The sequence below is a fragment of the Kitasatospora sp. NPDC059747 genome (assembly GCF_042732955.1).
GTDB lineage: Bacteria > Actinomycetota > Actinomycetes > Streptomycetales > Streptomycetaceae > Kitasatospora.
On record NZ_JBHWGV010000038.1, the window covers coordinates 46,840 to 69,787 of the forward strand.

The following is a 22,948-nucleotide window of genomic DNA, read 5'->3' on the forward strand; positions in this document are numbered from 1 at the left end:
CCCGGCGGCCCGGGGCGGGGGTGGCGGGGGCGCCCACGCACCGGGGGGGGGACTGCCCGCCCCCACGAGGGGGCCCGGGCGGTAACACTACCCGCGGGCCCCGGCCGTCGGCACGGTCGTCACTGCGGCAGCCGCTGCTCGAACCAGACCACCTTGCCGGTGCCCAGCCGGGTCGCGCCCCAGCGGTCGGCGCAGCGGGCCACGATCTGCAGCCCGCGCCCCCGCTCGTCCTCGGGGCCGGTCCGGCGCGGGCGGGGCAGCAGCGGGCTGTCGTCGCCGACCTCGCAGCGCAGCCGGGTGGTGCGCACCAGGCTCAGGGTGACCGGACGGGTCGCGTGCTGGACGGCGTTGGTGACGAGCTCGCTGACCATCAGTTCGGTCGCCTCGCTGAGCTCGCCCAGTCCCCAGCGGCGCAGCGTGTGCGCGGCCAGCCGGCGGGCCCGGCCCGGCGTCTCGTTGCGCGGCTGGAGGTACCAGTGCGCGACGTCCCCGGCCGGGATGCCGTCGAAGCAGGCGCCGAGCAGGGCGATGTCGTCGCCGCGGTCGCCCGGCGGCAGGATCCGCAGGGCCTCCTGGCACAGCTGCTCGGGGGCGTGCCAGGTGGAGCCGGCGATCTTGGCGCGGAGCAGTTCGAGGCCGTCGCTGAGCGGGCGGCTGCGGGTCTCGACCAGGCCGTCAGTGAACAGCAGCAGGGCCGAGCCGGGCGGGGCGGGCAGTTCGACGGAGTTGAAGTCGACCCCGCCGACGCCGATCGGCGCCCCGGAGTCGAGCTCGACCAGCTCGGCCGTCCCGTCCGGCCGTACGAGCACCGGCGGGACGTGCCCGGCGTTGGCGATCACCACGCGGTTGGCGATCGGGTCGTACACCGCGTAGACGCAGGTGGCCAGGTGCTGTTCGCGGCCGAGCCGCTGGGCCTGTTCGTCCAGGTGGTAGAGCACCTCGTGGGGCGGCAGGTCGAGCGCGGCCAGGGTCTGCGCGCTGGTGCGGAGCTGGCCCATGATGGCGGCCGAGGTGAGCGAGTGGCCCATCACGTCGCCGACGATCAGGGCGACCCGGTTGCCGGGCAGCGGCACCGCGTCGTACCAGTCGCCGCCGACCTGGGCGCCGCGCTCGCCGGGCAGGTAGCGCTGGGCGAGGCGCACGCCGTGCGGCTGCGGGAGGCGCAACGGCAGCATGCTGCGCTGGAGTTCGTTGGCTATCTCCCACTCGCGGGCGTACCGCAGGGCGGTGTCGACGGCCAGCCCGGCCTGGGTCGCGAGGTGCGCGGCGGTCGCGGTGTCGGCGGCGTCGAACGCCGGGCGGCCGGTGCGTTCGGGGGGCCGGCGGATCAGCACGAGCAGACCGAGCACCGCCTTGCGCCCGCGCAGCGGCAGCGCGAGGACGGACGTGCCCGCGCCGAGCCGGGCCAGCCCGCGGGTGCCGTACAGCTCGCGCAGCAGCGTCTCGGTGCGCTCGGCGGCGGGTGTGCCGATCACGGCGGCCTCGGCGGGGCGGCGGCTGAGCAGGGCGTGCGCGAGGGCGCCGCCGCGGGTCACCGGGGTGGCGGGCCCGCCGTCGGCGTTCGAGCGGGTGCCCCAGCGGGTGCGCCGGCGGTCCTCCGCGCCGCTGGGGCGGCCGCGGCGCCCGATCCGGGTGCCGGTGCTGTAGTGGATCCGCAGTTCGTCGGGGAAGCCGGGTTCGCGCTCGACGTTGGGCAGCGGGTCGCGCAGGTGGACGACGGCAGCGTCGGCGAGGGCCGGGACCAGCACCCGGCCGACGTTGCGCAGCGTCGCGGCGAGGTCGAGGGCGCTGTTGATCCGCCGGGTCGCCGAGTCGAGCCAGCCGAGGCGCCCGGCGACGTCGTCGCGCCCGGCCGCCGCGGGTTCGCTGCGCGGCTGGGGGAGCGCAGGCGGCTGTCCGGCCTCGGTGTTGAGCTGGTCGCGCACGGCTGCCTGTCCTGGGCTCGGGGTGGGCTCTGGGGGTGTGCTGCTTGCTGGTCTCTTCCGCTGTCGCGGCTGTCGGCGTGCTCGGGAGCCGCCGCCGGGCGGTCAGCCGACGCGTCGGCAGCAGAGGAACAGTTGCTCCTCCGGCGGCAGCGAGGTACTGGCCGGCGCGTACGGGTGCCCCGAACACTCCTCGACGGCGAACCCGGACGCGACCAGAACCCGTTCCAGATCCTCCCGCAGATACCCGCTGATCCGCAGCTCTCTGCCAAGGAACGGAAGCGGAACGTGATCCAGATCGGCCTCGACCATCCCGAGGGCCAGCAGCCCGCCCGGCCGCAGCAGCGCGTGCAGTCGGCCGAGGACGGTCGGGATCTCGTCCTGGGGCAGCAGGATCAGCGAGAAGAACGCGGTGACGGCGGCGAACCCGCCCGCGCCGTCCGGCCCGAGCCCGGGCACGTTCCAGACCCGCCCGGCGCGCTCGGTGCCCAGGTCGTAGAGGTCGATCCGGTGGAAGACGGGCGGGTGCTCCCCCGGGTGGTGGGCCTGCGCGGCCAGCGTGAGCATCACGTCCGAGAGGTCCGTCGCGGTGACCCGCAGCCCGCCCGCGGTCAGCTGGCGGACCGTCGGCTCCCCGGTGCCGCAGCCGACGTCCAGGACCCGGGCGCCCGGCTCCAGCTGCGCCAGCAGCCGCCGTCCGCACGCGAGCTGTCCGTCCTTGGCCGGGAAGGCCTCGCCGTACCCGGCGCCGATCGTGTCGAAGGCGACCGCCTGCAAGGCCCGCACGGCCCGGCGCCGCCGGGTGTCGGGCTCGTCGTCACCCGCGTCCTCGCCGACGGGGAACGGGTCCGATATCTGTCCGGTCGTCACGATAGAGAGGCACCCTTCCACCCTGGCCTCCGCCAGCCTGGCCGGCCGCTGCCGGTGGCGGTGCGTCACGCTCCCCGCATCACACTGACGGACTGCACTCCGCACGCTGAGAACTGGGCATTCCGAAACTCTGGCACGTCGCCGGCCGGCACTTGTGTGTGCACTGGCATCTGAGAATATGCGTGATCACACCGCCGTGGGGCCCCTTTCCGGCCAACTCGTCGTTCTTGGGCCGTTGTGGACGGTGTTGCGGAAGCACGACGGTGCGGGCCGGGGTGGTGCGGGCCGGCCCCGCACGCCGCACAGCGCGCCGGGGGCGTGGGTGCTGACCTGCGGTTTTCACCGCTCCGCAGGCTGACAATCGGACGTTTATCGAACGTCAATCAGCGCGGTGCACAGTAGGGACCAGCGCCGGGGAAGCGTTGAGGGCGCTCCCGCAGCCGGGGGGCTGCGGGGGCGCCGACGCAACGCGAATCGGGGGAGGATCTCCGCTGGGGGGTGGAGGCCTCACGGCGCCGGGGGTGAGGAAGAGGCAGGCTCGGTGTGCTGCTGGGAGATGAGGTCCGCCACGGGGGAGGCCTCCGGCACACCGAGCCGCGTGAACATCGCGTGCGCCTCCCGCAGACACGCCAGCCCGCGGGCCGGCTGCGCGAGCGCCAGCAGCGCCTCGCCGAGCGCCGCGTTGGCGAGGCCCTGGCAGTAGGCGCCGTCGATCTCCTGGGCGATCGCCAGCGATTCGCCGGCCGCCTCGGCCGCCTCGCCGGCCTGTCCGATCGCCAGCAGGCTCTCCGAGAGGCGGGCCAGCGTGTACCCCTCGCGGAGCCGGTTCTGCTGCTCCTGGTACAGCTTGTGCGCCTCCCGGAGGTGCGAGACGGCCTCCACCGGCGCACCCGTCGACGACAGTACGACGCCGAGCTGGTACACCGTGTCCGCGAGGCAGGCCCCGTTCGCCGACCTGCGCGCGTTCGCCACCGCCGCGTGGACGGACTCGACGGCCTCCGCGGTCCGCCCGACATCGAGCTGGGCCCGGGCGATGTTCCCGAGCAGCCGCGCCTCGCTGATCGGTGCGCCGACGACGTGGCTGATCGAGAGCGCCTGCTCGAAGAACGGCAGGGCTTCGGCGCTCCGGTTGGCGATGCTCAGGATGATCCCGAGGGTGTTGGTGACCATCGAGCGCACGACCGTGACGTCGTCCGGGTGCTGGAGCGACAGGCTCTCGCGCAGGGAGTTCTCGGCGCCCAGGAAGTTGTTCGCGAAGTACTCCAGCGTGCCCCAGGCCAGGTGGACCCGGGCGAGCGCCCGGGTGTCCCCGTGCGACTGGGCGTTGGAGTCGGCGATCTCCAGCAGACGCCGGGTCCTGGGGGCGTGAGTCGGGTCCTCGACGATGCTGTTGAGCGTGATCAGCAGGTCCAGAGCGGGCCGCAGCAGGTTCGGCGGGCCTCCCAGCGCCGCCTCGAGCGTGCTCAGCAGCATGCCGGTCTCGGCGCGCAGCCACTGCTGGGCGTCGGCGGCGGTCGACAGGCCGAGCCCCGGCGCCTTCAGTTCATCCAGCGTCTCGAAGAGCAGATCGTCGGGCTCGATGGCCTGCGCGGCGGTGCGCAGCGTCGGCAGCAGGTGCTCCAGCAGCCGGAGCACCGCCTGCTGCTGCTCCTGCGTGTCCGCGGACTTCTCGTTCTGCCGCTGGGCGTAGAGCCGCAGGAGGTCGTGGTAGCGGTAGCGCCCGGGCGTGAAGCACTCCAGCATGTTCGCCTCGACCAGTGCCTCGGCCAGGTCCTCGGCACGCTCCTCGGCCTCGCCGAGGAGTGCCGCCACGGCGTCCAGCGGCAGGTCGGGGGAGTCCACGAGGGAGAGCAGGCGGAAGGCACGGGCCTCGTCGGCGCGCAGTTGGCCGTACCCGAGCCCGATCGTCGTTTCCACCGCGAGGTTGCCCAGCTGCAGCTCGTCGAGCCGCCGCCGTTGGTCCGCTAAGCGCCGGGCGAGGTCCGAGATGCTCCAGCGCGGCCGGCTGGCGAGCCGGGCCGCGGCGATGCGGACGGCCAGGGGCAGGAAGCCGCAGGCGGTGACCACCGCCAGGGCCGCGTCCGGCTCCGAGGAGACGCGCTGCTCGCCGACGATGGCGGAGAACAGCGCCAGGGCCTCGGCGGGCGTCAGTTCCTCGACGTCCACCAGATGCGCGCCCGGGATCCCGGCGAGCCGCGACCGGCTGGTGGCCAGCACCGCACAGCCCGACACCCCGGGGATCAGCGGCCGCAGCTGGTCCGCGTCCTGGGCGTTGTCGAGCAGGATGAGCATCCGGCGGTTCGCCAGCAGCGAGCGGTACAGGGCGGAGCGCTGCTCCACCGAGTCCGGGATCTCGGTGACGCCGAGGGCGTGCAGGAAGTCGCCCAGGACGACGGCGGGTTCGGCCGGTGAGGCGCCCGCGCCGCGCAGGTCGACGTACAGCTGGCCGTCGGGGAACTCGGCCCGCACGCTGTGGGCGACGTGCACCGCGAGCGTCGTCTTGCCGACCCCTCCGATGCCGGCCAGCGACGTCACCACGACGGCCTGGCCGGTGGCGCTCTGGAGCACCGCGCGGAGCTCGTTGACCAGCCCTTCGCGTCCGCTGAAGTCCGATACGTCGGCGGGCAGTTGTGCCGGCGCCGGCACGCTGGTCGTGGCGTCGTGCCGGACGGCGGCGGGGCCGGTGCCGGTGGGCGGGGTCAGGGCGGGGTCGCCGGCCAGGATGCGGGCGTGCATCGCGGAGAGCCCCGCACCCGGTTCTACGCCGAGCTCGTCGATCAGCAGCTTGCGCGTGTCGGTGTAGACGCCGAGCGCCTCGGCCTGCCGCCCGCAGCGGTACAGCGCGAGCATCAGCAGCTCCCGCAGGCGTTCCCGCAGCGGGTGTTCCGACGTCAGCGAGCTCAGCTCGGCGACGACCTCGGTGTGCAGGCCGATCTCCAGCGCGACCGCGCAGCACTCTTCCCAGACCGACACGTGTCGCTCGGCCAGCCGCAGCCGCTGGGAGTCGGCGTACGGTCCCGGCACACCGGCCAGGGCCCGACCTCTCCACAGCGCCAGGGCGGAGACGAGCAGCCGGTGTGCTTCGGCCGGGTCCCCCTTGGTCCGGGCGGTGGCGGCCTCGGTGACGGTGGTTTCGAACACCGAGAGGTCCAGCGTCCCGGAGGAGATCCGCAGCGCGTACCCGTCGCTCACCGAGACGAGGATCTCGGCCGGCGCGCGCACCTCTCGGTGCGGCTCGATGACCGTGCGCAGCCGCGAGACGTACGTCCGCAGCGCGGCGATGGCCTGCGGCGGGGGCCGTTCGCCCCAGATGCCGTCCACCAGGTCCTGCGTCGTGACCGGGCGGCCCTGCTGGAGCAACAGCGAGGTCAGGACGGCCTGCTGCTGGGGGGATCCCAGCGACAGGGGCTGCTCGCCGCGCCACGCCTGCATGGGGCCGAGCACCTGGAAGCGCAGCGCCTTGCTGTGCGGCGTTTCCTGAGGCTCCATGAATCCCCCGATTGACCTGTGGCGGGTGCGCGGGGCGCTTGGGTGGTCCCGCTGTGGTCGCATCAGCTTAGGCGGGCGGCTGTAAACACCGGAGAGCGGCTCCGGCGGCGCGATGTTTATAGGACATTTAACGGCTCCTACGATACTGTCCCGGCGCCTTGGTCGAGTCAGTCGGGCGCGAGCAGACCTCAATGACCTGAAAGGCAGCCAACCCATGGCCGAGAATGACCCCACCAGCACTGTGACTCCGCAGGCCGCGCCGAACGCCAACGGGGCCGCCGCGGGCCAGCCCGCCGGCGCCGTGGCCACCGCGACTCCCGCCGCCGACGCGGCGGTGGCCGACGCCGCGTCGAACGTGGCCGGGTACATAGTGCCCGCGGACGAGCAGCACGTCGACCCCCAGGAGCTCATGGGCGGCGGCGAGGTGGAGGAGCCGCAGCACCCCCAGGGCAAGCCCGGCGAGACCGTCCCGCTCGGTGTCATCAACAGCCGGCCGTAAGTGACCCGGGCCGTCCGCCCGGTGCCGCACCCCTGGTGAGGCGCCGGGCATGCACTGTCGACGGCCCCGCGCGCACCGCCCGGCGATCCGGATTCCGGTCGCCGGCCCCCCAGGCAGAGCCGATCAGTTCGATAGCGAGGTTGTCATGAGCAAGCTTCGTCGTATTGCGGTGGTAGCGGTGTCGACGGCCCTTCTGGCCGCCGGTTCCGTGGTGACGGCCACCGGCGCCTTCGCCGGGGTCATCTTCAGCCGTCCCTGACTGGACGTCAAGGTCGCGCCCTGCGTTCGCAACTGGCGAGTGCGGGGCGTTCGTCGTTTTCAGGGGCACGGCGGTGGTCGGATCCCGCCCGTCGGCCTCCTTCGCGGCGCCGGCCCCGAATTCTCCCCCGGGAGTTTCGTGGCGGCCCCGGATCCTTTCCGGAATTCCGGATTCGGGGGAAAACGCCGCGATGTCTTGGATGGCCGTTTTGCTGGATTTTGCAGGGCAATGGCGGTTGTCGCCATTTTAACGAATGACGATCTCGTTCCGTGCCGCTAGCCGGCGCGCTCCCCGCCGAGGTGGCGGCAGCGGCCGCGGGCGGGGCGGCGGGGTCTTCCGGTCGGATCGGAGTCCGGGCCGTCGTCGGCCGGGGCGGGGGCCGGGGCGACGTGGGTCGGGTCGGCGGTCCATTCGCGGCCGCCGGACTCGGGGCGGAGGTAGTGCTCGCCGCCGATGGTGTCCATGTAGATGCCGGTGCGCCCGGTCCTGCGGTCGAGGACGCGGTCACCCGCGTGCGGCCGGTAGGCGGCGGCGTTGCGCTGACGGGGATTCACCGAACCCTCCCTAGCTCTGCGGTCGCCGTCCGCGCGTCCGTGGTGACGCTCGGCGACTACCCAGCATCTCTAGAGAAGCTAATATCTCTAGAGATGTCAACGGTCGTATCCGCTTACTTGCGACCGCGGGCGCGCCTACGATTTCCGAGAGGGAGAGGGAGCGGCGATGACCGGCAGCAGTGGCGACAAGCAGCCCAAGTACCAGCGGATCGCCGACACGCTCAGGGCGGCCATCGACGCCGGCGAGTACCGCGCGGGCGACCGGCTGCCGGGCGAGAACGACCTCATGGACGAGTACGGCGTCGCCCGGATGACCGCCCGCCAGGCCCTCGGGGTGCTGCAGAGCGAGGGCATCGCCGAGGCCCGCCGGGGCGCCGGGGTGTTCGTGCGGGACTTCCGCCCGCTGCGCCGGCACGGGATCCAGCGGCTCGCGCAGGGCCAGTGGGGCTCCGGGCGGTCGATATGGTCCGCGGACATCGACCGGCGCACCCTCGTCGTCGACCAGGTGTCGGTCACCGAGCGCGGCGCGCCCGAGCACGTGGCCCGCGTCCTCGGCGTCGACCCGGGCGAGCCGATGTGCGTGCGCCACCGTCGCTTCGTCCTGGACGGCAAGCCGGTGCTGCTGTCCACGTCCTACCTCCCGGCGGTCCTGGTCGCCGGCACGGCGATCACCCGCGAGGACACCGGCCCGGGCGGCACCTACGCCCGCCTTGCCGAGATCGGCGCGAAGCCCGTCCACTTCCGCGAGGAGGTGCGCTCGCGCATGCCGAGCGCCGAGGAGGGCGTGCGCCTGGACCTGACCGCCGGCACCCCGGTGATCCTGATCTGCCGCACCGCCTTCGCCGACGAGGGCCAGGTCGTCGAGCTGAACGAGATGATCCTCGACGCCGCGTCCTACGTGCTGGAGTACGACTTCGACGCGTGAGCTCCGCTGTGACCGTCAGCCGACGGCCGGCCGTCGGATGTCCTGCTCGCGGAGATCGGTGATGACCCGAGCGACGGTGGCGAAGTCGTCGTCCAGGTGCAGGACGGTCATGTCGTGGTGGACGGCGGTGCCGGCCAGCAGCAGGTCTGCCAGCCCGGCCGCTCGGTGCTGGCCTTTCTGGGTCAGCTTGTACTGGGCGGTGTCGATCCACTCCCAGATTGACTTCGGGGCGCCGACGGTCGGGCCGAACAGTGCCGCGAGTTCGTCCTCCAAGTCGTCCCGATGCGCCGAGTTCCGGGCGGAGAAGAGGATCTCGGTCCTGGTGGACTTGCTGATCCTGATCAGGCCGGACTCGATGTGTCCCCACCACTGCGACCGAAGCTCACGGTCCGACACCAGCCGCACGTAGGCCGAGGTGTCGATCAGGAAGCTGTCGATCATTCGGCTTCCTCCCGCTGCGCCCGCTTGCGGGCCTCGTAGACCCGGACGGTCGGCTCGAACTCGCCTGCGGCGGCTCGGCGGGACAGCTTCTCCAGAGCCTCCAGCCGCTTCAGTCGGTTGACGTAGTCGGCGAGGGCGTTGTTGACCGTGTCCTTCTTCGTCGTCGTCCCCATCAACCGCATGGCCTCCGCAAGGATCGTGTCGTCGACATCGATGTTGGTCATACTCACCTGCGCGCCTCCGTGGACGATGTGGGTGATCCACCTCTCTCATCCACGGTACCCACGTTCAGCCCGCGCCGGTATCCGAAACCGCCCCGGGCGCACGGAGGCGGCCGGGGCGGTGGGGTGGGACCGGGGGAGGGCTACTCCTTCGAGCGCACCCGGAGGTTGGTGATCAGCGGGCCCTCGGTGGTCTCGCGGAAGAAGTCGTTGCCCTTGTCGTCGACGACGATGAAGGCCGGGAAGTCCTCGACCTCGATGCGCCAGACGGCCTCCATGCCGAGCTCGGCGTACTCCAGGACCTCGACCTTCTTGATGCAGTCCTGGGCGAGCCGGGCCGCCGGGCCGCCGATCGAGCCGAGGTAGAAGCCGCCGTGCGCGGCGCACGCGTCGGTGACCTGCTTGCTGCGGTTGCCCTTGGCGAGCATGACCATCGAGCCGCCGGCCGCCTGGAACTGGTCGACGTAGGAGTCCATCCGGCCCGCCGTGGTAGGGCCGAAGGAGCCGGAGGCGTAGCCCTCGGGGGTCTTGGCCGGGCCCGCGTAGTAGACCGGGTGGTCCTGGAGGTACTTGGGCATGCCCTCGCCGGCGTCCAGGCGCTCCTTGATCTTGGCGTGCGCGATGTCGCGGGCGACGACGAGCGTGCCGGTGAGCGAGAGCCGGGTCTTCACCGGGTACTTGGACAGCTCGCTGCGGATCGCGGACATCGGCTGGTCGAGGTCGACGCGCACCACGTCGTCGTCCAGGTGCTCGTCGGTGGTGTCCGGCAGGTACTTGGCCGGGTCCGTCTCCAGCTGCTCCAGGAACACGCCCTCGGCGGTGATCTTGCCGAGCGCCTGGCGGTCGGCGGAGCAGGAGACGGCCATGGCGACCGGCAGCGAGGCGCCGTGGCGCGGCAGGCGCACGACGCGCACGTCGTGGCAGAAGTACTTGCCGCCGAACTGCGCGCCGATGCCGATCTTCTGGGTCAGCTCGGTGACCTTCTGCTCCAGCTCCAGGTCGCGGAAGCCGTGCCCGGTCTTCGCGTCGCCGGAGGTCGGCAGGTGGTCGAGGTAGTGCGCCGAGGCGTACTTGGCGGTCTTGAGCGCGAACTCGGCGCTGGTGCCGCCGATCACGATGGCCAGGTGGTACGGCGGGCACGCGGCGGTGCCGAGCGAGCGGATCTTCTGCTCCAGGAACGAGAGCATGCTCGCCTCGTTCAGGATGGCCTTCGTCTCCTGGTACAGGTACGACTTGTTGGCGGAGCCGCCGCCCTTGGCCATGAACAGGAACTTGTACGCGTCGCCGTCGGTGGCGTACAGCTCGATCTGGGCCGGCAGGTTGTTGCCGGTGTTCTTCTCGTCCCACATGGTCACCGGGGCCATCTGGGAGTAGCGCAGGTTGAGCTTGGTGTACGCGTCGTACACGCCGCGCGCGATGGCGGACTCGTCGGCGCCGGAGGTGAGCACGTTCTGGCCGCGCTTGCCCATGACGATCGCGGTGCCGGTGTCCTGGCACATCGGCAGGATGCCGCCGGCCGAGATGTTGACGTTCTTCAGCAGGTCCAGCGCGACGAAGCGGTCGTTGGGGCTGGCCTCCGGGTCGTCCAGGATGCGGCGCAGCTGGGCGAGGTGCGCGGGGCGCAGGTAGTGCGAGATGTCGTGCATCGCCTCGGCGGTGAGCAGGCGCAGCGCCTCGGGCTCGACCTGGAGGAAGGTGCGGCCGCCGGCCTCGAAGGTGGAGACGCCCTCGGAGGTGAGCTTGCGGTACGGGGTCGGGTCAGCGCCCAGGGGGAGCAGGTCGCTGTACTCGAAGTCTGGCGTGGGAGCCATGGGGGCGGTCCTTAGGTTTCCAGTGATCCGGCTGCGTCGGCGAAGCACCATCCAGGGTAGGACCCGGCGATCGCGTGCACGCGGACAGGTCCGCCTTGCGTGACCGGGCTCACTCGGGCAGCAGTGCGAGCGACTAGTCTTGGCCCGTGGACAACTCGCCGCCGCAGGACGATCAGGGTCGGCCGCCCGTGCCGGCGCCCGTGCCGATGACCAAGCCCGAGAACCATCCCGAACCGCAGCCGCGGCCCGAGCGGCCGGACCGGCCGGCGCCGGCGCCCGCGCACGCCCCGGTGGCCGAGGCCGAGCTGCGGGCCTCGGACGCCGACCGCGAGCGGGTGGCCGACCTGCTGCGCGACGCCTACGCCGAGGGCCGGCTGGACGTCGACGAGCACGCCGAGCGCATCGAGGCCGCGTACGCGGCGAAGACCCTGGGCGAGCTGGCGCCGCTCACCCGCGACCTGCCCAGCCACCGTCCGCTCTCCTTCGAGAAGCCGCCGCTGGACGCCCCCGCCGCCCGCCCGTCCGTCCCGGCGCAGCCGCCGGCCCGTCAGGAGGCGCCCCAGATGGTGGCGATCTTCGGCGGGGCGTCCCGCAAGGGCCGCTGGCGGGTCGGCTCGCACCTGAAGGTGGTCGCGGTCTTCGGCGGCGTGGACATCGACCTGAGCGACGCCGTCTTCGAGTCGCCGGAGGTCGTCATCGACGTGCTGGCGCTGTTCGGCGGCGTCGAGGTCCGGGTGCCGGAGAACGTCAGCCTGCACGGCGGCGGCGTCGGCATCTTCGGCGGCTTCGACGTCAAGGAGCAGACGGCGGCGGACCCTTACGCCCCGGTGGTCCGGATCCGGGGCACGGCGATCTTCGGCGGCTGCGACGCCAAGCCGCGCCGGGGCAAGAAGCTCAAGGAGTGGGTGCGCAAGCAACTCGGCGTCGAGTAGCGGGCGTTGGCCGGCGCCTGTCCGGCCGCCGACCTGCGCGTGATCCGACCGGTGCCCGGCCGCGGGAGCAACTCCCGGCCGGGCACTCGGCGTTGCGGCGGGTGCAGCGAGTAGTCGATTGCGTGCAGTGTGCATGAATCGCGGCCCGACGGGGTATTCCCTCTCGCACATCGCTTCTTGTACGGCTGCGCACCGGGGGCGGCCAGCGGCCGGCCCGGGGGTGGAGAGCGGGGGCTCGCAGCCGGGCAGGGGAGCGAGCTTCCCCGTGTCCGAGAGTCTCGTCAGGAGTACGGCCGTGCTGCATCCGATCGAGTCCCGCACCACCTCGCCCGTCGCCGCCGCGCAGCTGTTGGAGCCCCGCCCCGACAGCCGCCCGCAGCCGCAGGGCTCACCGGCCGGTCAGGGGCCCCAAGGGGAGGACAACCCCTGGCACACCGGCGCCGCGTGCCGTCGGGACGAGGTGGGGCTGTTCTTCGCGCCGTCCAAGGAGCCGACGGCGGCCCGGCTGTCGCGCGAGGACCAGGCGAAGCGGGTCTGCGCCCGCTGCCCGGTGCTGCTGGAGTGCCGTGAGCACGCGCTGGCGCAGCCGGAGCCGTACGGCGTCTGGGGTGGGCTGACGGCCGCCGAGCGGCGCGTGGTGCTGGCCCGTCGCCGCCGCCGGGAGTCGGAGCTGCGCGAGGCGGCCCGGGTGTCGACGGCCCACCGGCGGATAGCGGGCTGACGGCGCCGGATCGCGCGCCGGAACGCGCCGCGGCCCCGGCGGAGGGGGATTCCGCCGGGGCCGCGTCGTGTCGGGCTGTGAACTCCAGGCCCTGGAGCCTCAGTTGGCGCGGTCGAAGTCGATCGCGCTGTAGGCCCGCAGCTTGGACAGCTTGTGGGTGGAGTGGATCTCGCGGATGGTGCCGCTCTTGGAACGCATCACCAGCGAGCTGGTGGTGGCGGTCTCCGAGCGGTAGTGGACGCCGCGCAGCAGTTCGCCGTCGGTGATGCCGGTCGCGACGAAGAACACGTTCTCGCCGCTGACCAGGTCGTCGGTGGTGAGGACCCGGTCGAGGTCGTGCCCGGCGTCGAGGGCCTTCTGCCGCTCGGCGTCGTCCTTGGGCCACAGGCGGCCCTGGATCACGCCGCCCATGCACTTCATCGCGCAGGCCGCGATGATGCCCTCGGGGGTGCCGCCGACGCCCATCAGCAGGTCGACGCCGGTGCCCTCGCGGGCGGCCATGATGGCGCCGGCCACGTCGCCGTCCGAGATGAACTTGATCCGGGCGCCCGCCTCGCGGATCTGGCGGACCAGACCGTCGTGGCGCGGGCGGTCGAGGACGACGACCGTGACGTCCTCGACGGCGCTGCCCTTGGCCTTGGCGACCCGGCGGATGTTGACGGCCGGCGGGGCGGTGATGTCGACGAAGTCGGCGGCCTCCGGCCCGGCGACCAGCTTGTCCATGTAGAACACGGCGCTGGGGTCGAACATCGTGCCGCGGTCGGCGACCGCGAGCACCGCGACGGCGTTGTTCATGCCCTTGGCGGTGAGCGTCGTGCCGTCGACCGGGTCGACCGCGACGTCGCACTCGGCGCCGGTGCCGTCGCCGACCCGCTCGCCGTTGTAGAGCATCGGGGCCTCGTCCTTCTCGCCCTCGCCGATGACGACCACGCCGTTCATCGAGACGGTCGAGACGAGGGTGCGCATGGCCTTGACGGCCGCGCCGTCGGCGCCGTTCTTGTCGCCGCGGCCGACCCACCGGCCGGCTGCCATCGCCGCCGCCTCGGTGACCCGGACGAGTTCGAGCGCGAGGTTCCGGTCGGGAGCCTCGGGCGCGACCTCAAGGGCACTGGGAAGGTGGTGCGGGTACTGCGTGGTCATCGTCGTTACCTCTCTGTACGCGACGGCCAGTGAGCGCCCGACTACTGCCTGGTCGAACGCCGTGGTGAGGGTCCTGCGATCGTATCTGCCTTAGAGATGACTGTCTGTGGCGCGGGTCGCCACGCTCGGCCCGGCTCCCTCCCGGTAACCACCGGTTCGTCCCGCTTCACCCGTACGCGGGCACCCCGGGTGACCTGTCCGGTGTGTGGATGAGTCACCATGTGGGGGTGGCAGGAGAGAGCAAGGGCATGAGGGGCCGGCAGACCGTGCGGGACATGGTCCTGTCGATGCTGGCGGTCGGCGGCGTGGTGTGGATCGGGTACCTGTTCCTTCCGCACGACGCGGACAGCGTGCCCCAGCACAAGGTCGAGTACCGGGTCGAGGCGGCCACCGCGAAGCGCGCCGCGCCGTACAAGCTGGTCGCCCCGGAGGGGCTGTCCGACAAGTGGCGCGCCACGTCGGTCAGCTACCAGTCGGCCGCGCAGAGCAACGGCAAGGGCAACGCCTGGCACCTGGGCTTCGTCACGCCGTCCGGGCAGTACGCGGCGGTCGAGCAGAGCGACGTCCCGCGCGAGTCGCTGGTGTCGGACAAGGTCGACGGCGCCAAGCCGGACGGCACCGCGGAGGTGGCCGGCCGCACGTGGGACCGCGTGCAGGGCGCCAAGGCCCGGGCGCTGACCTCGCAGGACGGCGGCGGCACGACGCTCCTGACCGGCACCGCCTCGTACGACGAGCTCGCCGAGCTGGCGCAGGCGCTCAAGTAGGCCGTAGGCCGTTCGGGCCGCGCGCCGAACAGGCCGCGCGCCGCAGAGGCCATACGCCGCAGGGGCCGTACGCCGAAGGGCCCGCACCGGATGATCCGGTGCGGGCCCTTCCGCATGGCCGGGCGCGTCAGACGGTGGTGACGACCTCGTCGTAGGCCAGGCGCGGCGAACGCGGGAACCAGGCGTCCTCGCCCGGCTTGCCGATGTTCACCACGGCCAGCACCGAGTGCTCGCCGTCACCGAAGAACTCCTTGTTGATGCCCTCGGCGTCGAAGCCGGTCATCGGGCCGGCGGCCAGGCCGGCGGCGCGGACGCCGATGATGAAGTAGCCGGCCTGCAGGGCGCCGTTCAGGCGGGCGGAGCCCTCGCGGGCCGGGCGCTCCGAGAAGAACACGTCCTTGGCCTGCGGGAAGTGCGGGAACTGGGTCGGCAGCTCCTCGTGGAACTCGTTGTCCACGGCCAGGATGGCGACCAGCGGGGCGGCGGCGGTCTTGGCCTTGTTGCCGTCCGCCAGGTGCTGGACCAGGCGCTCGCGGCCCTCGGCCGAGCGGACCAGGACGACGCGCAGCGGCTGCTGGTTGAAGGCGGTCGGGCCGTACTTGACCAGGTCGTAGATGGCCTGGACCTGCTCCTCGGAGACCGGCTCGTCGGTGAAGGTGTTCGCCGTGCGCGCCTCGCGGAACAGCAGGTCCTGAGCGGCGGCGTCGAGTACCAGGGCGTCGGTGGTCATGCTTCTGCACCTCATGCGGGAGGGGGGGTCGTCGGTGTGGCCGACCGCGGTCGGTCACTGCTCCCAACATAGGTGAAGTTTCAACTATTCCCAAGTGGTATGTGGCGCACATCACTTCGAAAGTGACGCCGGTGCCCCCCGGGACCGGTCACTCCCCGGCCCCGGTGCCCTCCTCGGCGGCCAGCGCGGCGTCCAGCCGGGCACGGGCACCGTCCAGCCAGCGCTGGCAGACCTTCGCCAGCTGCTCGCCGCGCTCCCAGAGCGCCAGCGACTCCTCCAGCGACGTGCCGCCGTTCTCCAGCTGCCGGACGACCTCCAGCAGCGCGTCCCGCGCGTGCTCGTAGCCGAGGGCGTCGTCCGCGCCCTGCGGCACCTCGCCGGGGCGGTCCTGCTCCTGCTGCTCTGCCATGCGAGCCAGACTAGGGGCTCACGCCGACAGAGCCGGCACAACGGCCGCGCCGGGTGGAATTCGGGTGCGCACGGCCGCGCCCCGGCACTACCCTCCGCCGCATGATCGACGTCCGCCCCGCCGCCCCGGCCGACGCGCCCGAGCTGGTCCGGCTGCGCAACCTGATGTTCGAAGCGATGCCGGGCATGGCCGCCCAGGCCGGCCCCGGCCCCTGGCAGGCCACCGCCGAGCGGGTGCTGCGCGAGCGCCTCGCCGTCCCGGCCGGCGCGCTCACCATGCCGTCCTTCGTCGTCGACGACCCCGCGCGGCCCGGCCGGCTCGCCGCCTGCGCCGTCGGCACGCTGGAGGAGCGGCTGCCCGCGCCCGGCAACCCGGAGGGCCGCTTCGGCTTCGTCTTCAACATCTGCACCGACCCCGGCCACCGGCTGCGCGGCTACGCCCGGGCCTGCACCGAGGCGCTGCTGCAGTGGTTCGACGACCACCGGGTCGGCCGGATCGACCTGCACGCGAGCAGTGGCGGCGAGGCGCTCTACCGCAGCCTCGGCTTCGGCGAGCACTCGACGGCGCTCTCCCGCCAGCGCTCGTTCTAGCCCGCGGAGGCCCCCTCCTCGGCCACCGTGACGCCGAACCCGCCGCCCGCCACCCGGGCGTGCAGCGCCTCCCCGGAGGCGACCTGGCCCGGATCCGTCACCACCGTGCCGTCCGCCCGCTGGAGCACCGCGTAGCCGCGCTCCAGGGTGGCCGCGGGGGAGAGCGCGACCACCCGGGCCAGCGTGTGCCCGAGGTCGCTCTGCGCGTGGTCCAGCCGGTGCCGCAGGGTGCGCCGGGCCCGCTCCAGCAGCCCGTCCACCTCCTGGCCCCGCCCGTCCAGCATCCGGTGCGGCGCGGCCAGCACCGGGCGGCTGCGCACACCGTCCAGCCCGTGCTGCTCGCGCTCGACCCGCCCGTGGACGTACCGCCGGGCCCGGTCCCGCAGGTGGAGCACCTTGGCGAGCTCCTCGCCGACGTCCGGCACCACCCGTTTGGCGGCGTCGGTCGGAGTGGACGCGCGCAGGTCGGCGACGAAGTCCAGCAGCGGCTGGTCCGGCTCGTGCCCGATCGCGCTGACCACCGGCGTCCGCGCCGCCGCGACCAGCCGCACCAGCCCCTCGTCCGAGAACGGCAGCAGGTCCTCGACGCTGCCGCCGCCCCGGGCCACGATGATCACGTCCACCTCGGGGTGCTCGTCCAGCTCCCGGACGGCCGCGCTCACCCGCTCCACCGCGCTGACGCCCTGCACCGGCACGTTCCGCACCTCGAAGCGGACGGCCGGCCAGCGCCGCCGGGCGTTCTCCAGGACGTCCCGCTCGGCCGCCGAGCCGCGCCCGGTGACCAGCCCGACGCACTGCGGCAGGAACGGCAGCGGCCGCTTCCGCTCGGCCGCGAACAGCCCCTCCCCGGCGAGCCGCCGCTTGAGCTGCTCCAGCCGGGCCAGCAACTCGCCGAGCCCGACCGGCCGGATCTCCGAGGCCCGCAGCGACAGCTGCCCGCGCGCCGCGTACCACTCCGGCTTGGCGTGCACGACGACCCGCGCGCCCTCCTGCACGACGTCCGCGACCTGGTCGAAGACCGACCGGAAGCACGTCACCGTGAGCGACACGTCGGCCTGCGGGTCGCGCAGCGTCAGGAACACCACGCCCGCCCCGGGCCGCCGGCTGAGCTGGGTGATCTGCCCCTCCACCCACACCGCGCCGAGCCGGTCGATCCAGCCGCCGATCAGCGCGGAGACCTTGCCGACCGGGAGCGGGGCTTCGGGAGAGCTGCTGTTGGCCATGCGTACGAGGCTAACGGCGCCCGCCGACAGCGTCTCCGCCCGTGCCGCCCGTGCCGCCCGTGCCGACCGAACCCTGCACGGCCAGCACCACCAGCCCGACCGCCAGCCACGCCACCCCGACGACCTGCGCCGTCGTCGAGGCCTCGTACACCACCGCCCCGATCACCGCGATCCCCAGCACCGGCACCACCACGTGCCGCAGCCGGTCGCGCGAGCCGTGCCGCACCGCGTACCAGCCGACGACGGAGGCGTGCAGGAGCGCGAAGGCGGTCAGCGCGCCCACGTTCACCACCGAGGTGAGCCGGTCGAGGCCGTCGTCCCGGTTCGCCGCCCAGACCGCCGCCGCCAGCGTGATCACCGCCGCCGCGAGCAGCGCCCGGCGCGGCACCGCCGAGACCGGGTCGACCGAGCCGAGCAGCCGCGGCAGCCGCCCCTCGCGGCCCATCGCGAAGACCAGCCGACCGGCCGCCGCCTGCCCGGCCAGCGCCGCGAAGGCCGCGCCGATCGCCTTGCTCGCCGCCACCAGCACGTGCAGCCAGTGCCCGACGCCGGCCTCAACGGTGTCGTAGAACGCCGAACCCTGCGCCACCGGGTCGGCCGCCAGCTGCGCCGGGGTGAGCGGCTCCAGCAGCGCCGCCAGGTACGTCTGCGCGACGAACAGCACCCCGGCCAGCGCCAGGCACCACAGCACCGCCTGCGCCACCGCCGCCGACGCCCCCACCGCCTCCTCGACGAACGTCGCGATCGCGTCGAAGCCCAGGTAGGAGAGCACCGCGACGGACACCGCCGAGATCACCGCCGTCAGCGAGAAGGGGCCGACGGCGGTGAACGGCGTGTCCCAGGCGCGCCGGGCGCCGTCCTGGACCAGCACCACCACGGCCGCGACGACGAACACCGCGAGCACCGCGATCTCCATGGCGAGCACCGCGAAGCCGACCGAGGCCGCCGTCCGGACCCCGACCAGGTTGAGCGCCGTGGTCACCACGACCGCGAGCGCCGTCCACACCCAGCGCGAGACGCCCGGCACCAGCGAGTGCAGCGCGATCCCCGAGAAGAGGTACGCGACCGCGGGGATCAGCAGGTAGTCGAGCATCGCCATCCACCCGGCGACGAACCCGGGCCCCTCGCCGAGCCCGGCCCGTGCGTACGCGAACACCGACCCGGTCCGCGGCACCGCGCGCACCATCTGCGCGTACGAGAACGCCGTGAAGCCCATCGCGACCGTCGCCGCCAGGTACACCGTGGCGACGGCGCCGCGGCTCTTGGCGTCCAGCACGCCGAACACGCCGACCGGGGCCATCGGGGCGATGAACAGCAGCCCGTAGACCATCAGGTCGCGCACGCCCAGGCTGCGTCGCAGGCCGCCCTCGCCGCCCGTGCCGCCCGCGCCGCCCTGGGCGTCCTGCGCGATTCGCTCACTCATGAGCACCACATTTGAGCACCGGCGACCGGATCCGTCCGGATTGCGCCTCCCGTCGGCGCGGCTCCCCGCCGCCCGTACGATGGACCCATGTCCAACACCGCGCAGCGCCGTGTCCTGCTCGCCGCCCCCCGGGGCTACTGCGCGGGAGTCGACCGCGCCGTGATCGCCGTGGAGAAGGCCCTGGAGCAGTACGGGGCCCCCGTCTACGTCCGCAAGCAGATCGTCCACAACAAGTACGTGGTGCAGACCCTGGAGAAGAAGGGCGCGGTCTTCGTCGAGGAGACGGAGCAGGTGCCCGAGGGCTCGATCGTGGTCTTCTCCGCGCACGGGGTCGCCCCGTCCGTCCACGACGAGGCGAAGGCCGGCAAGCTGGCCACCATCGACGCCACCTGCCCCCTGGTCACCAAGGTGCACAAGGAGGCCGTCCGCTTCGCCGACGAGGACTACGACATCCTGCTGGTGGGCCACGAGGGCCACGAGGAGGTCATCGGCACGATGGGCGAGGCCCCGGAGCGGATCCACCTGGTGGACGGCGCCGAGGACGTGGCCAACGTGCAGGTCCGGGACGAGTCCAAGGTCGTCTGGCTGTCCCAGACCACCCTCTCGGTGGACGAGACCATGGCGACCGTCGGCGAGCTGAAGAAGCGCTTCCCGCTCCTGGTCAGCCCGCCCAGCGACGACATCTGCTACGCGACCCAGAACCGCCAGGTCGCCGTCAAGCAGCTCGCCCCCGAGACCGACCTGCTGATCGTCGTCGGCTCCAAGAACTCCTCCAACTCGGTCCGCCTGGTCGAGGTCGGCCTGGAGTACGGCGCCAAGGCCGCCCACCTGGTGGACTTCGCCGAGGAGATCCGCGAGGAGTGGCTGGAGGGCGTCACGACCGTCGGCCTCACCAGCGGCGCCTCGGTGCCGGAGATCCTCGTCGACGGCGTGCTGGAGTTCCTGGCCGCCCGCGGCTACGACACGGTCGAGACCGTCAAGACCGCCGAGGAGCACCTGACCTTCTCGCTGCCCAAGGAGCTGCGCCGCGACCTGCGCGCCGAGGCCGCGGGCAAGCTGTAGCGCCGTGCCGCGAGGCCCGGTGCCCCACCCGGGGCGCCGGGCCTTTCTGCTGTGCGCGGCCGCGCGGCCTCTCGTAGTTTTGTGCACAGGCTGTGGACGACGGTCCGCGGCATCCGGCGGAGGGCGGTCGTGATGACGGCGGTATTCGGAGTGGACATCGGCGGTTCGGGCATCAAGGGCGCCCCGGTCGACCTGGGCCGCGGCGCCCTGGCCGAGGAACGCCACAAGGTGCTCACCCCGCAGCCGTCCGCCCCCGAGGCCGTGGTCGCCGCCGTCCGGGAGGTGGTCCGGCACTTCGGCCACGAGGGCCCGGTCGGGCTGACCTTCCCCGGCGTGGTGGTCGACGGCCGGACCAGGACGGCCGCCAACGTCGACAAGGGCTGGATCGGCCTGGACGCCGAGGGGCTGTTCCGCGAGGCGCTGGACCTGCCCGCGACCGTCCTCAACGACGCCGACGCGGCCGGCCTCGCCGAGACCGCGCACGGCGCCGGCCGGGAGCAGTCCGGCGTGGTCCTGGTGCTCACCTTCGGCACCGGCATCGGCAGCGCGCTCTTCGTGGACGGCGTGCTGGTGCCCAACACCGAGCTGGGCCACCTGGAGCTGCGCGGCAAGGACGCCGAGCGCCGGGCCTCCTCGGCGGCGAAGGAGCGGCACGACCTGAGCTGGGAGCAGTGGGCCGGGCGGGTCGACGAGTACCTGGACCTGGTGGACATGCTGTTCTCGCCGCAGCTGATCGTGATCGGCGGCGGGGTGAGCCGCAAGCACCAGAAGTTCCTGCCGCTGCTGCGCGAGCGCGGGGCCCGGGTCGTGCCCGCGGAGCTGCGCAACGACGCGGGCATCGTCGGCGCCGCCATGGCCGCGGCCCGCGCGGCCGGCTGAGGCCGCCCGCGGGGGCGCCGCTCAGCGCGAGCGCTGGATCCGGCGCTGGGCGACGAACCGGGCGAGGACGATCAGCGCGGCCAGCCCGGTGCCGGTGAAGAGCCAGCCGGCCCGCAGCGCGAGCCCGGTCGCCAGCGCCACCACCTGGGCGGTCACGCCCGGGGAGTTGACCGGCGCGAGCAGCGACAGTGCGAGCGCGAAGGCGATCGGGCCGCTGATCGGCGCGGCGAGCAGGTCGACGTAGCGCACCCGGACGGCCAGCTGGAAGCAGACGACCACGTAACCGAGGCCGAACAGCCAGCCGAGGCCGTCGAACAGCAGCCGGTCGGCCCCGGCCACCGCGAGGGTCGCCAGCACGCCGACCACGCCGGTGCCGACGGCGGTCAGCCGGGTGGGCCGCCCGGTGCGGCGGCGCCCGTAGAGCCGGGCGTCGCCGCGCCCGCGCAGCGGCAGCCGCAGCCGCAGTTTCGGGGTGGCCGGGCGGACGCTCGCGGGGGCCCCGGCCACCGGCCGCAGCCGGGAGGAGGGGGCCCCGGCGGCCTCGGGGCCGCGCCCGGGACCGGGGACGGCGGCGCCCTTGCCGTTCGGCGGACGGCGTCTGGGCCCTGGCGGCTGGGTACGGATGCTCTGCTCCACCCACCCAACGTACGGTCCGATCATCGCCACACTGTGTAATGGACCGTTCAGGCCTCGCTCCGTGTCTCCGGACGGAGTACTGATGTGATCGTCGTTCAGGCCCGCCGGCCTGCCCGGCCGACGCCGCTTCCACTCCGGCGACCGGCTGGGCGACCGGCCGGAGTTCCTGGAGCCCCTGCCGGTGGCGACCGGGGCGTGAGGAGCTGCCCGTAGACTTGGGGGTCGGCCCGCACGGTGCCGGTCCAACTCCTCCAAGCCCCGGGACTGCGCTTCATGTCGCTCACGATCGGAATCGTCGGCCTGCCGAACGTCGGCAAGTCGACCCTGTTCAACGCCCTGACCAAGAACGACGTGCTGGCGGCCAACTACCCGTTCGCCACCATCGAGCCGAACGTCGGCGTCGTCGGCGTCCCGGACACGCGGCTGGCCAAGCTCGCCGGGATCTTCGGCTCGCAGCGGATCCTCCCGGCCACCGTCGACTTCGTCGACATCGCCGGCATCGTGCGCGGCGCCTCCGAGGGCGAGGGCCTGGGCAACAAGTTCCTCGCGAACATCCGCGAGTCGGACGCGATCTGCCAGGTCGTGCGGGCCTTCACCGATCCCGACGTGGTGCACGTGGACGGCAAGGTGTCGCCCAAGGACGACATCGAGACCATCCACACCGAGCTGATCCTGGCCGACCTCCAGACCGTCGAGAAGGTCCTGCCGCGGCTCCAGAAGGAGGCGCGCCTCAAGAAGGACACCGCCCCCGTGCTGGCCGCCGCCGAGGCCGCGCAGGCGATCCTGGAGACCGGCAAGACCCTCTTCGAGGCCGGCTTCGACACCGCCCCGATCCGCGAGCTCCACCTGCTGACCGCCAAGCCCTTCCTCTACGTCTTCAACGTGGACGAGGACGAGCTGGCCGACGAGGACTTCAAGAACGCCCAGCGCGAGCTGGTCGCCCCGGCCGAGGCGATCTTCCTGAACGCCAAGATCGAGTCCGAGCTGATCGAGCTCGACGACGAGGAGGCGCTCGAACTCCTCCAGTCGATGGGCCAGGAGGAGCCCGGCCTCGCCACCCTCGCCCGCGTCGGCTTCGACACCCTCGGCCTGCAGACCTACCTGACGGCCGGCCCCAAGGAGACCCGCGCCTGGACCATCAAGAAGGGCGCCACGGCCCCCGAGGCGGCCGGTGTGATCCACACCGACTTCCAGAAGGGCTTCATCAAGGCCGAGGTCATCTCCTTCGCCGACCTGGTCGAGACCGGCTCCATCGCCGAGGCCCGCAGCAAGGGCAAGGCCCGCATCGAGGGCAAGGAGTACGTCATGCAGGACGGCGACGTCGTGGAGTTCCGCTTCAACGTCTGATCATTTGATTGCTTTGAGCTAGATCGAATCGATCTGTCAAATGTGCAGGTCGGACGGGGCCCGCCTCCCTTGAGGCGGGCCCCGGTCCGTTTTCCGTGCTG

General features: G+C 72.9%; 22 protein-coding genes. 9 read left to right on the forward strand and 13 right to left on the reverse strand.

Features of this window, described 5'->3' with window-relative positions:
- Positions 1-119 precede the first annotated feature (119 nt).
- The 3 genes from ACFV4G_RS18685 to ACFV4G_RS18695 all read right to left on the reverse strand — a co-directional run bounded on the left by ACFV4G_RS18685 (position 120) and on the right by ACFV4G_RS18695 (position 6,281).
- Positions 120-1,925 carry a SpoIIE family protein phosphatase gene (locus tag ACFV4G_RS18685; protein WP_380441605.1) on the reverse strand — a complete coding sequence of 602 codons (1,806 nt, stop codon included), beginning with the start codon at positions 1,923-1,925 and terminating at the stop codon, positions 120-122.
- A gap of 102 nt (positions 1,926-2,027) precedes the next feature.
- Complete coding sequence (locus ACFV4G_RS18690; RefSeq protein ID WP_380441607.1) at positions 2,028-2,792, reverse strand: methyltransferase domain-containing protein; 765 nt, start codon at positions 2,790-2,792, stop codon at positions 2,028-2,030.
- 507 nt (positions 2,793-3,299) lie between these two features.
- Positions 3,300-6,281 carry a BTAD domain-containing putative transcriptional regulator gene (locus ACFV4G_RS18695; RefSeq protein WP_380441609.1) on the reverse strand — a complete coding sequence of 994 codons (2,982 nt, stop codon included), beginning with the start codon at positions 6,279-6,281 and terminating at the stop codon, positions 3,300-3,302.
- A gap of 214 nt (positions 6,282-6,495) precedes the next feature.
- Here ACFV4G_RS18695 and ACFV4G_RS18700 point away from each other — a divergent pair, with 214 nt between their 5' ends.
- Positions 6,496-6,780, forward strand: coding sequence for a hypothetical protein (locus tag ACFV4G_RS18700; protein WP_380441611.1), 285 nt, complete (start codon positions 6,496-6,498; stop codon positions 6,778-6,780).
- 534 nt (positions 6,781-7,314) lie between these two features.
- Here the strand turns inward: ACFV4G_RS18700 and ACFV4G_RS18705 are convergent.
- Positions 7,315-7,593: a hypothetical protein gene (locus tag ACFV4G_RS18705; protein WP_380441613.1), complete on the reverse strand. Its 279-nt coding sequence runs from the start codon at positions 7,591-7,593 to the stop codon at positions 7,315-7,317.
- 166 nt (positions 7,594-7,759) lie between these two features.
- Here ACFV4G_RS18705 and ACFV4G_RS18710 point away from each other — a divergent pair, with 166 nt between their 5' ends.
- Positions 7,760-8,518: a GntR family transcriptional regulator gene (locus tag ACFV4G_RS18710; protein ID WP_380441615.1), complete on the forward strand. Its 759-nt coding sequence runs from the start codon at positions 7,760-7,762 to the stop codon at positions 8,516-8,518.
- A 15-nt stretch (positions 8,519-8,533) separates the two neighbouring features.
- On the opposite strand, the gene ACFV4G_RS18715 is transcribed toward ACFV4G_RS18710, so the two are convergent.
- The 3 genes from ACFV4G_RS18715 to ACFV4G_RS18725 all read right to left on the reverse strand — a co-directional run bounded on the left by ACFV4G_RS18715 (position 8,534) and on the right by ACFV4G_RS18725 (position 10,991).
- Positions 8,534-8,956, reverse strand: coding sequence for a PIN domain-containing protein (locus ACFV4G_RS18715; protein ID WP_380441657.1), 423 nt, complete (start codon positions 8,954-8,956; stop codon positions 8,534-8,536).
- Complete coding sequence (locus ACFV4G_RS18720; protein ID WP_380441617.1) at positions 8,956-9,189, reverse strand: type II toxin-antitoxin system VapB family antitoxin; 234 nt, start codon at positions 9,187-9,189, stop codon at positions 8,956-8,958. The genes ACFV4G_RS18715 and ACFV4G_RS18720 overlap by 1 nt, the downstream gene beginning before the upstream one ends.
- 134 nt (positions 9,190-9,323) lie before the next feature.
- Positions 9,324-10,991: a fumarate hydratase gene (locus ACFV4G_RS18725; RefSeq protein WP_380441619.1), complete on the reverse strand. Its 1,668-nt coding sequence runs from the start codon at positions 10,989-10,991 to the stop codon at positions 9,324-9,326.
- Between the two features lie 206 nt (positions 10,992-11,197).
- Between ACFV4G_RS18725 and ACFV4G_RS18730 the strand changes: the two genes are divergently transcribed.
- The gene (locus tag ACFV4G_RS18730) at positions 11,198-11,923 is read left to right on the forward strand and encodes a DUF1707 domain-containing protein (RefSeq protein ID WP_380441659.1); all 726 of its coding nucleotides are present in this window, start codon (positions 11,198-11,200) and stop codon (positions 11,921-11,923) included.
- 346 nt (positions 11,924-12,269) lie between these two features.
- The gene (locus ACFV4G_RS18735) at positions 12,270-12,644 is read left to right on the forward strand and encodes a WhiB family transcriptional regulator (protein ID WP_380441661.1); all 375 of its coding nucleotides are present in this window, start codon (positions 12,270-12,272) and stop codon (positions 12,642-12,644) included.
- Between the two features lie 99 nt (positions 12,645-12,743).
- Here ACFV4G_RS18735 and glpX read toward each other — a convergent pair whose 3' ends face one another.
- The gene (gene glpX / locus ACFV4G_RS18740) at positions 12,744-13,784 is read right to left on the reverse strand and encodes a class II fructose-bisphosphatase (protein ID WP_359963404.1); all 1,041 of its coding nucleotides are present in this window, start codon (positions 13,782-13,784) and stop codon (positions 12,744-12,746) included.
- Positions 13,785-14,032: 248 nt separating this feature from the next.
- Between glpX and ACFV4G_RS18745 the strand changes: the two genes are divergently transcribed.
- The gene (locus tag ACFV4G_RS18745; RefSeq protein WP_380441621.1) at positions 14,033-14,548 is read left to right on the forward strand and encodes a DUF4245 domain-containing protein; all 516 of its coding nucleotides are present in this window, start codon (positions 14,033-14,035) and stop codon (positions 14,546-14,548) included.
- A 127-nt stretch (positions 14,549-14,675) separates the two neighbouring features.
- Here the strand turns inward: ACFV4G_RS18745 and ACFV4G_RS18750 are convergent, their stop codons facing one another.
- Positions 14,676-15,278, reverse strand: coding sequence for a malonic semialdehyde reductase (locus tag ACFV4G_RS18750; RefSeq protein WP_380441623.1), 603 nt, complete (start codon positions 15,276-15,278; stop codon positions 14,676-14,678).
- Positions 15,279-15,426: 148 nt separating this feature from the next.
- On the reverse strand, positions 15,427-15,687 hold the full coding sequence (locus ACFV4G_RS18755; RefSeq protein WP_380441625.1) for an exodeoxyribonuclease VII small subunit: 261 nt from the start codon (positions 15,685-15,687) through the stop codon (positions 15,427-15,429).
- Positions 15,688-15,788: 101 nt separating this feature from the next.
- On the opposite strand from ACFV4G_RS18755, the gene ACFV4G_RS18760 reads away from it, so the two are divergent.
- On the forward strand, positions 15,789-16,277 hold the full coding sequence (locus tag ACFV4G_RS18760) for a GNAT family N-acetyltransferase (RefSeq protein ID WP_380441626.1): 489 nt from the start codon (positions 15,789-15,791) through the stop codon (positions 16,275-16,277).
- Here ACFV4G_RS18760 and xseA read toward each other — a convergent pair.
- Both xseA and ACFV4G_RS18770 read right to left on the reverse strand, forming a co-directional pair.
- Positions 16,274-17,500 (reverse strand): exodeoxyribonuclease VII large subunit, encoded by a 1,227-nt coding sequence (gene xseA / locus ACFV4G_RS18765; protein ID WP_380441628.1) that lies wholly within the window; start codon positions 17,498-17,500, stop codon positions 16,274-16,276. The genes ACFV4G_RS18760 and xseA overlap by 4 nt on opposite strands.
- 10 nt (positions 17,501-17,510) lie before the next feature.
- Positions 17,511-18,923 (reverse strand): APC family permease, encoded by a 1,413-nt coding sequence (locus ACFV4G_RS18770; RefSeq protein ID WP_380441630.1) that lies wholly within the window; start codon positions 18,921-18,923, stop codon positions 17,511-17,513.
- Between the two features lie 87 nt (positions 18,924-19,010).
- Here ACFV4G_RS18770 and ACFV4G_RS18775 point away from each other — a divergent pair, with 87 nt between their 5' ends.
- Both ACFV4G_RS18775 and ppgK read left to right on the forward strand, forming a co-directional pair.
- On the forward strand, positions 19,011-19,985 hold the full coding sequence (locus ACFV4G_RS18775) for a 4-hydroxy-3-methylbut-2-enyl diphosphate reductase (protein ID WP_380441633.1): 975 nt from the start codon (positions 19,011-19,013) through the stop codon (positions 19,983-19,985).
- 132 nt (positions 19,986-20,117) lie between these two features.
- Positions 20,118-20,864, forward strand: a complete 747-nt coding sequence (gene ppgK, locus ACFV4G_RS18780) for a polyphosphate--glucose phosphotransferase (RefSeq protein ID WP_380441635.1) — start codon at positions 20,118-20,120, stop codon at positions 20,862-20,864.
- A gap of 21 nt (positions 20,865-20,885) precedes the next feature.
- Here the strand turns inward: ppgK and ACFV4G_RS18785 are convergent, their stop codons facing one another.
- The gene (locus tag ACFV4G_RS18785; protein WP_380441637.1) at positions 20,886-21,500 is read right to left on the reverse strand and encodes a DUF6542 domain-containing protein; all 615 of its coding nucleotides are present in this window, start codon (positions 21,498-21,500) and stop codon (positions 20,886-20,888) included.
- A 273-nt stretch (positions 21,501-21,773) separates the two neighbouring features.
- Here ACFV4G_RS18785 and ychF point away from each other — a divergent pair, with 273 nt between their 5' ends.
- Positions 21,774-22,847, forward strand: coding sequence for a redox-regulated ATPase YchF (gene ychF / locus ACFV4G_RS18790; RefSeq protein ID WP_380441639.1), 1,074 nt, complete (start codon positions 21,774-21,776; stop codon positions 22,845-22,847).
- The last annotated feature ends 101 nt before the right edge of the window (positions 22,848-22,948 follow it).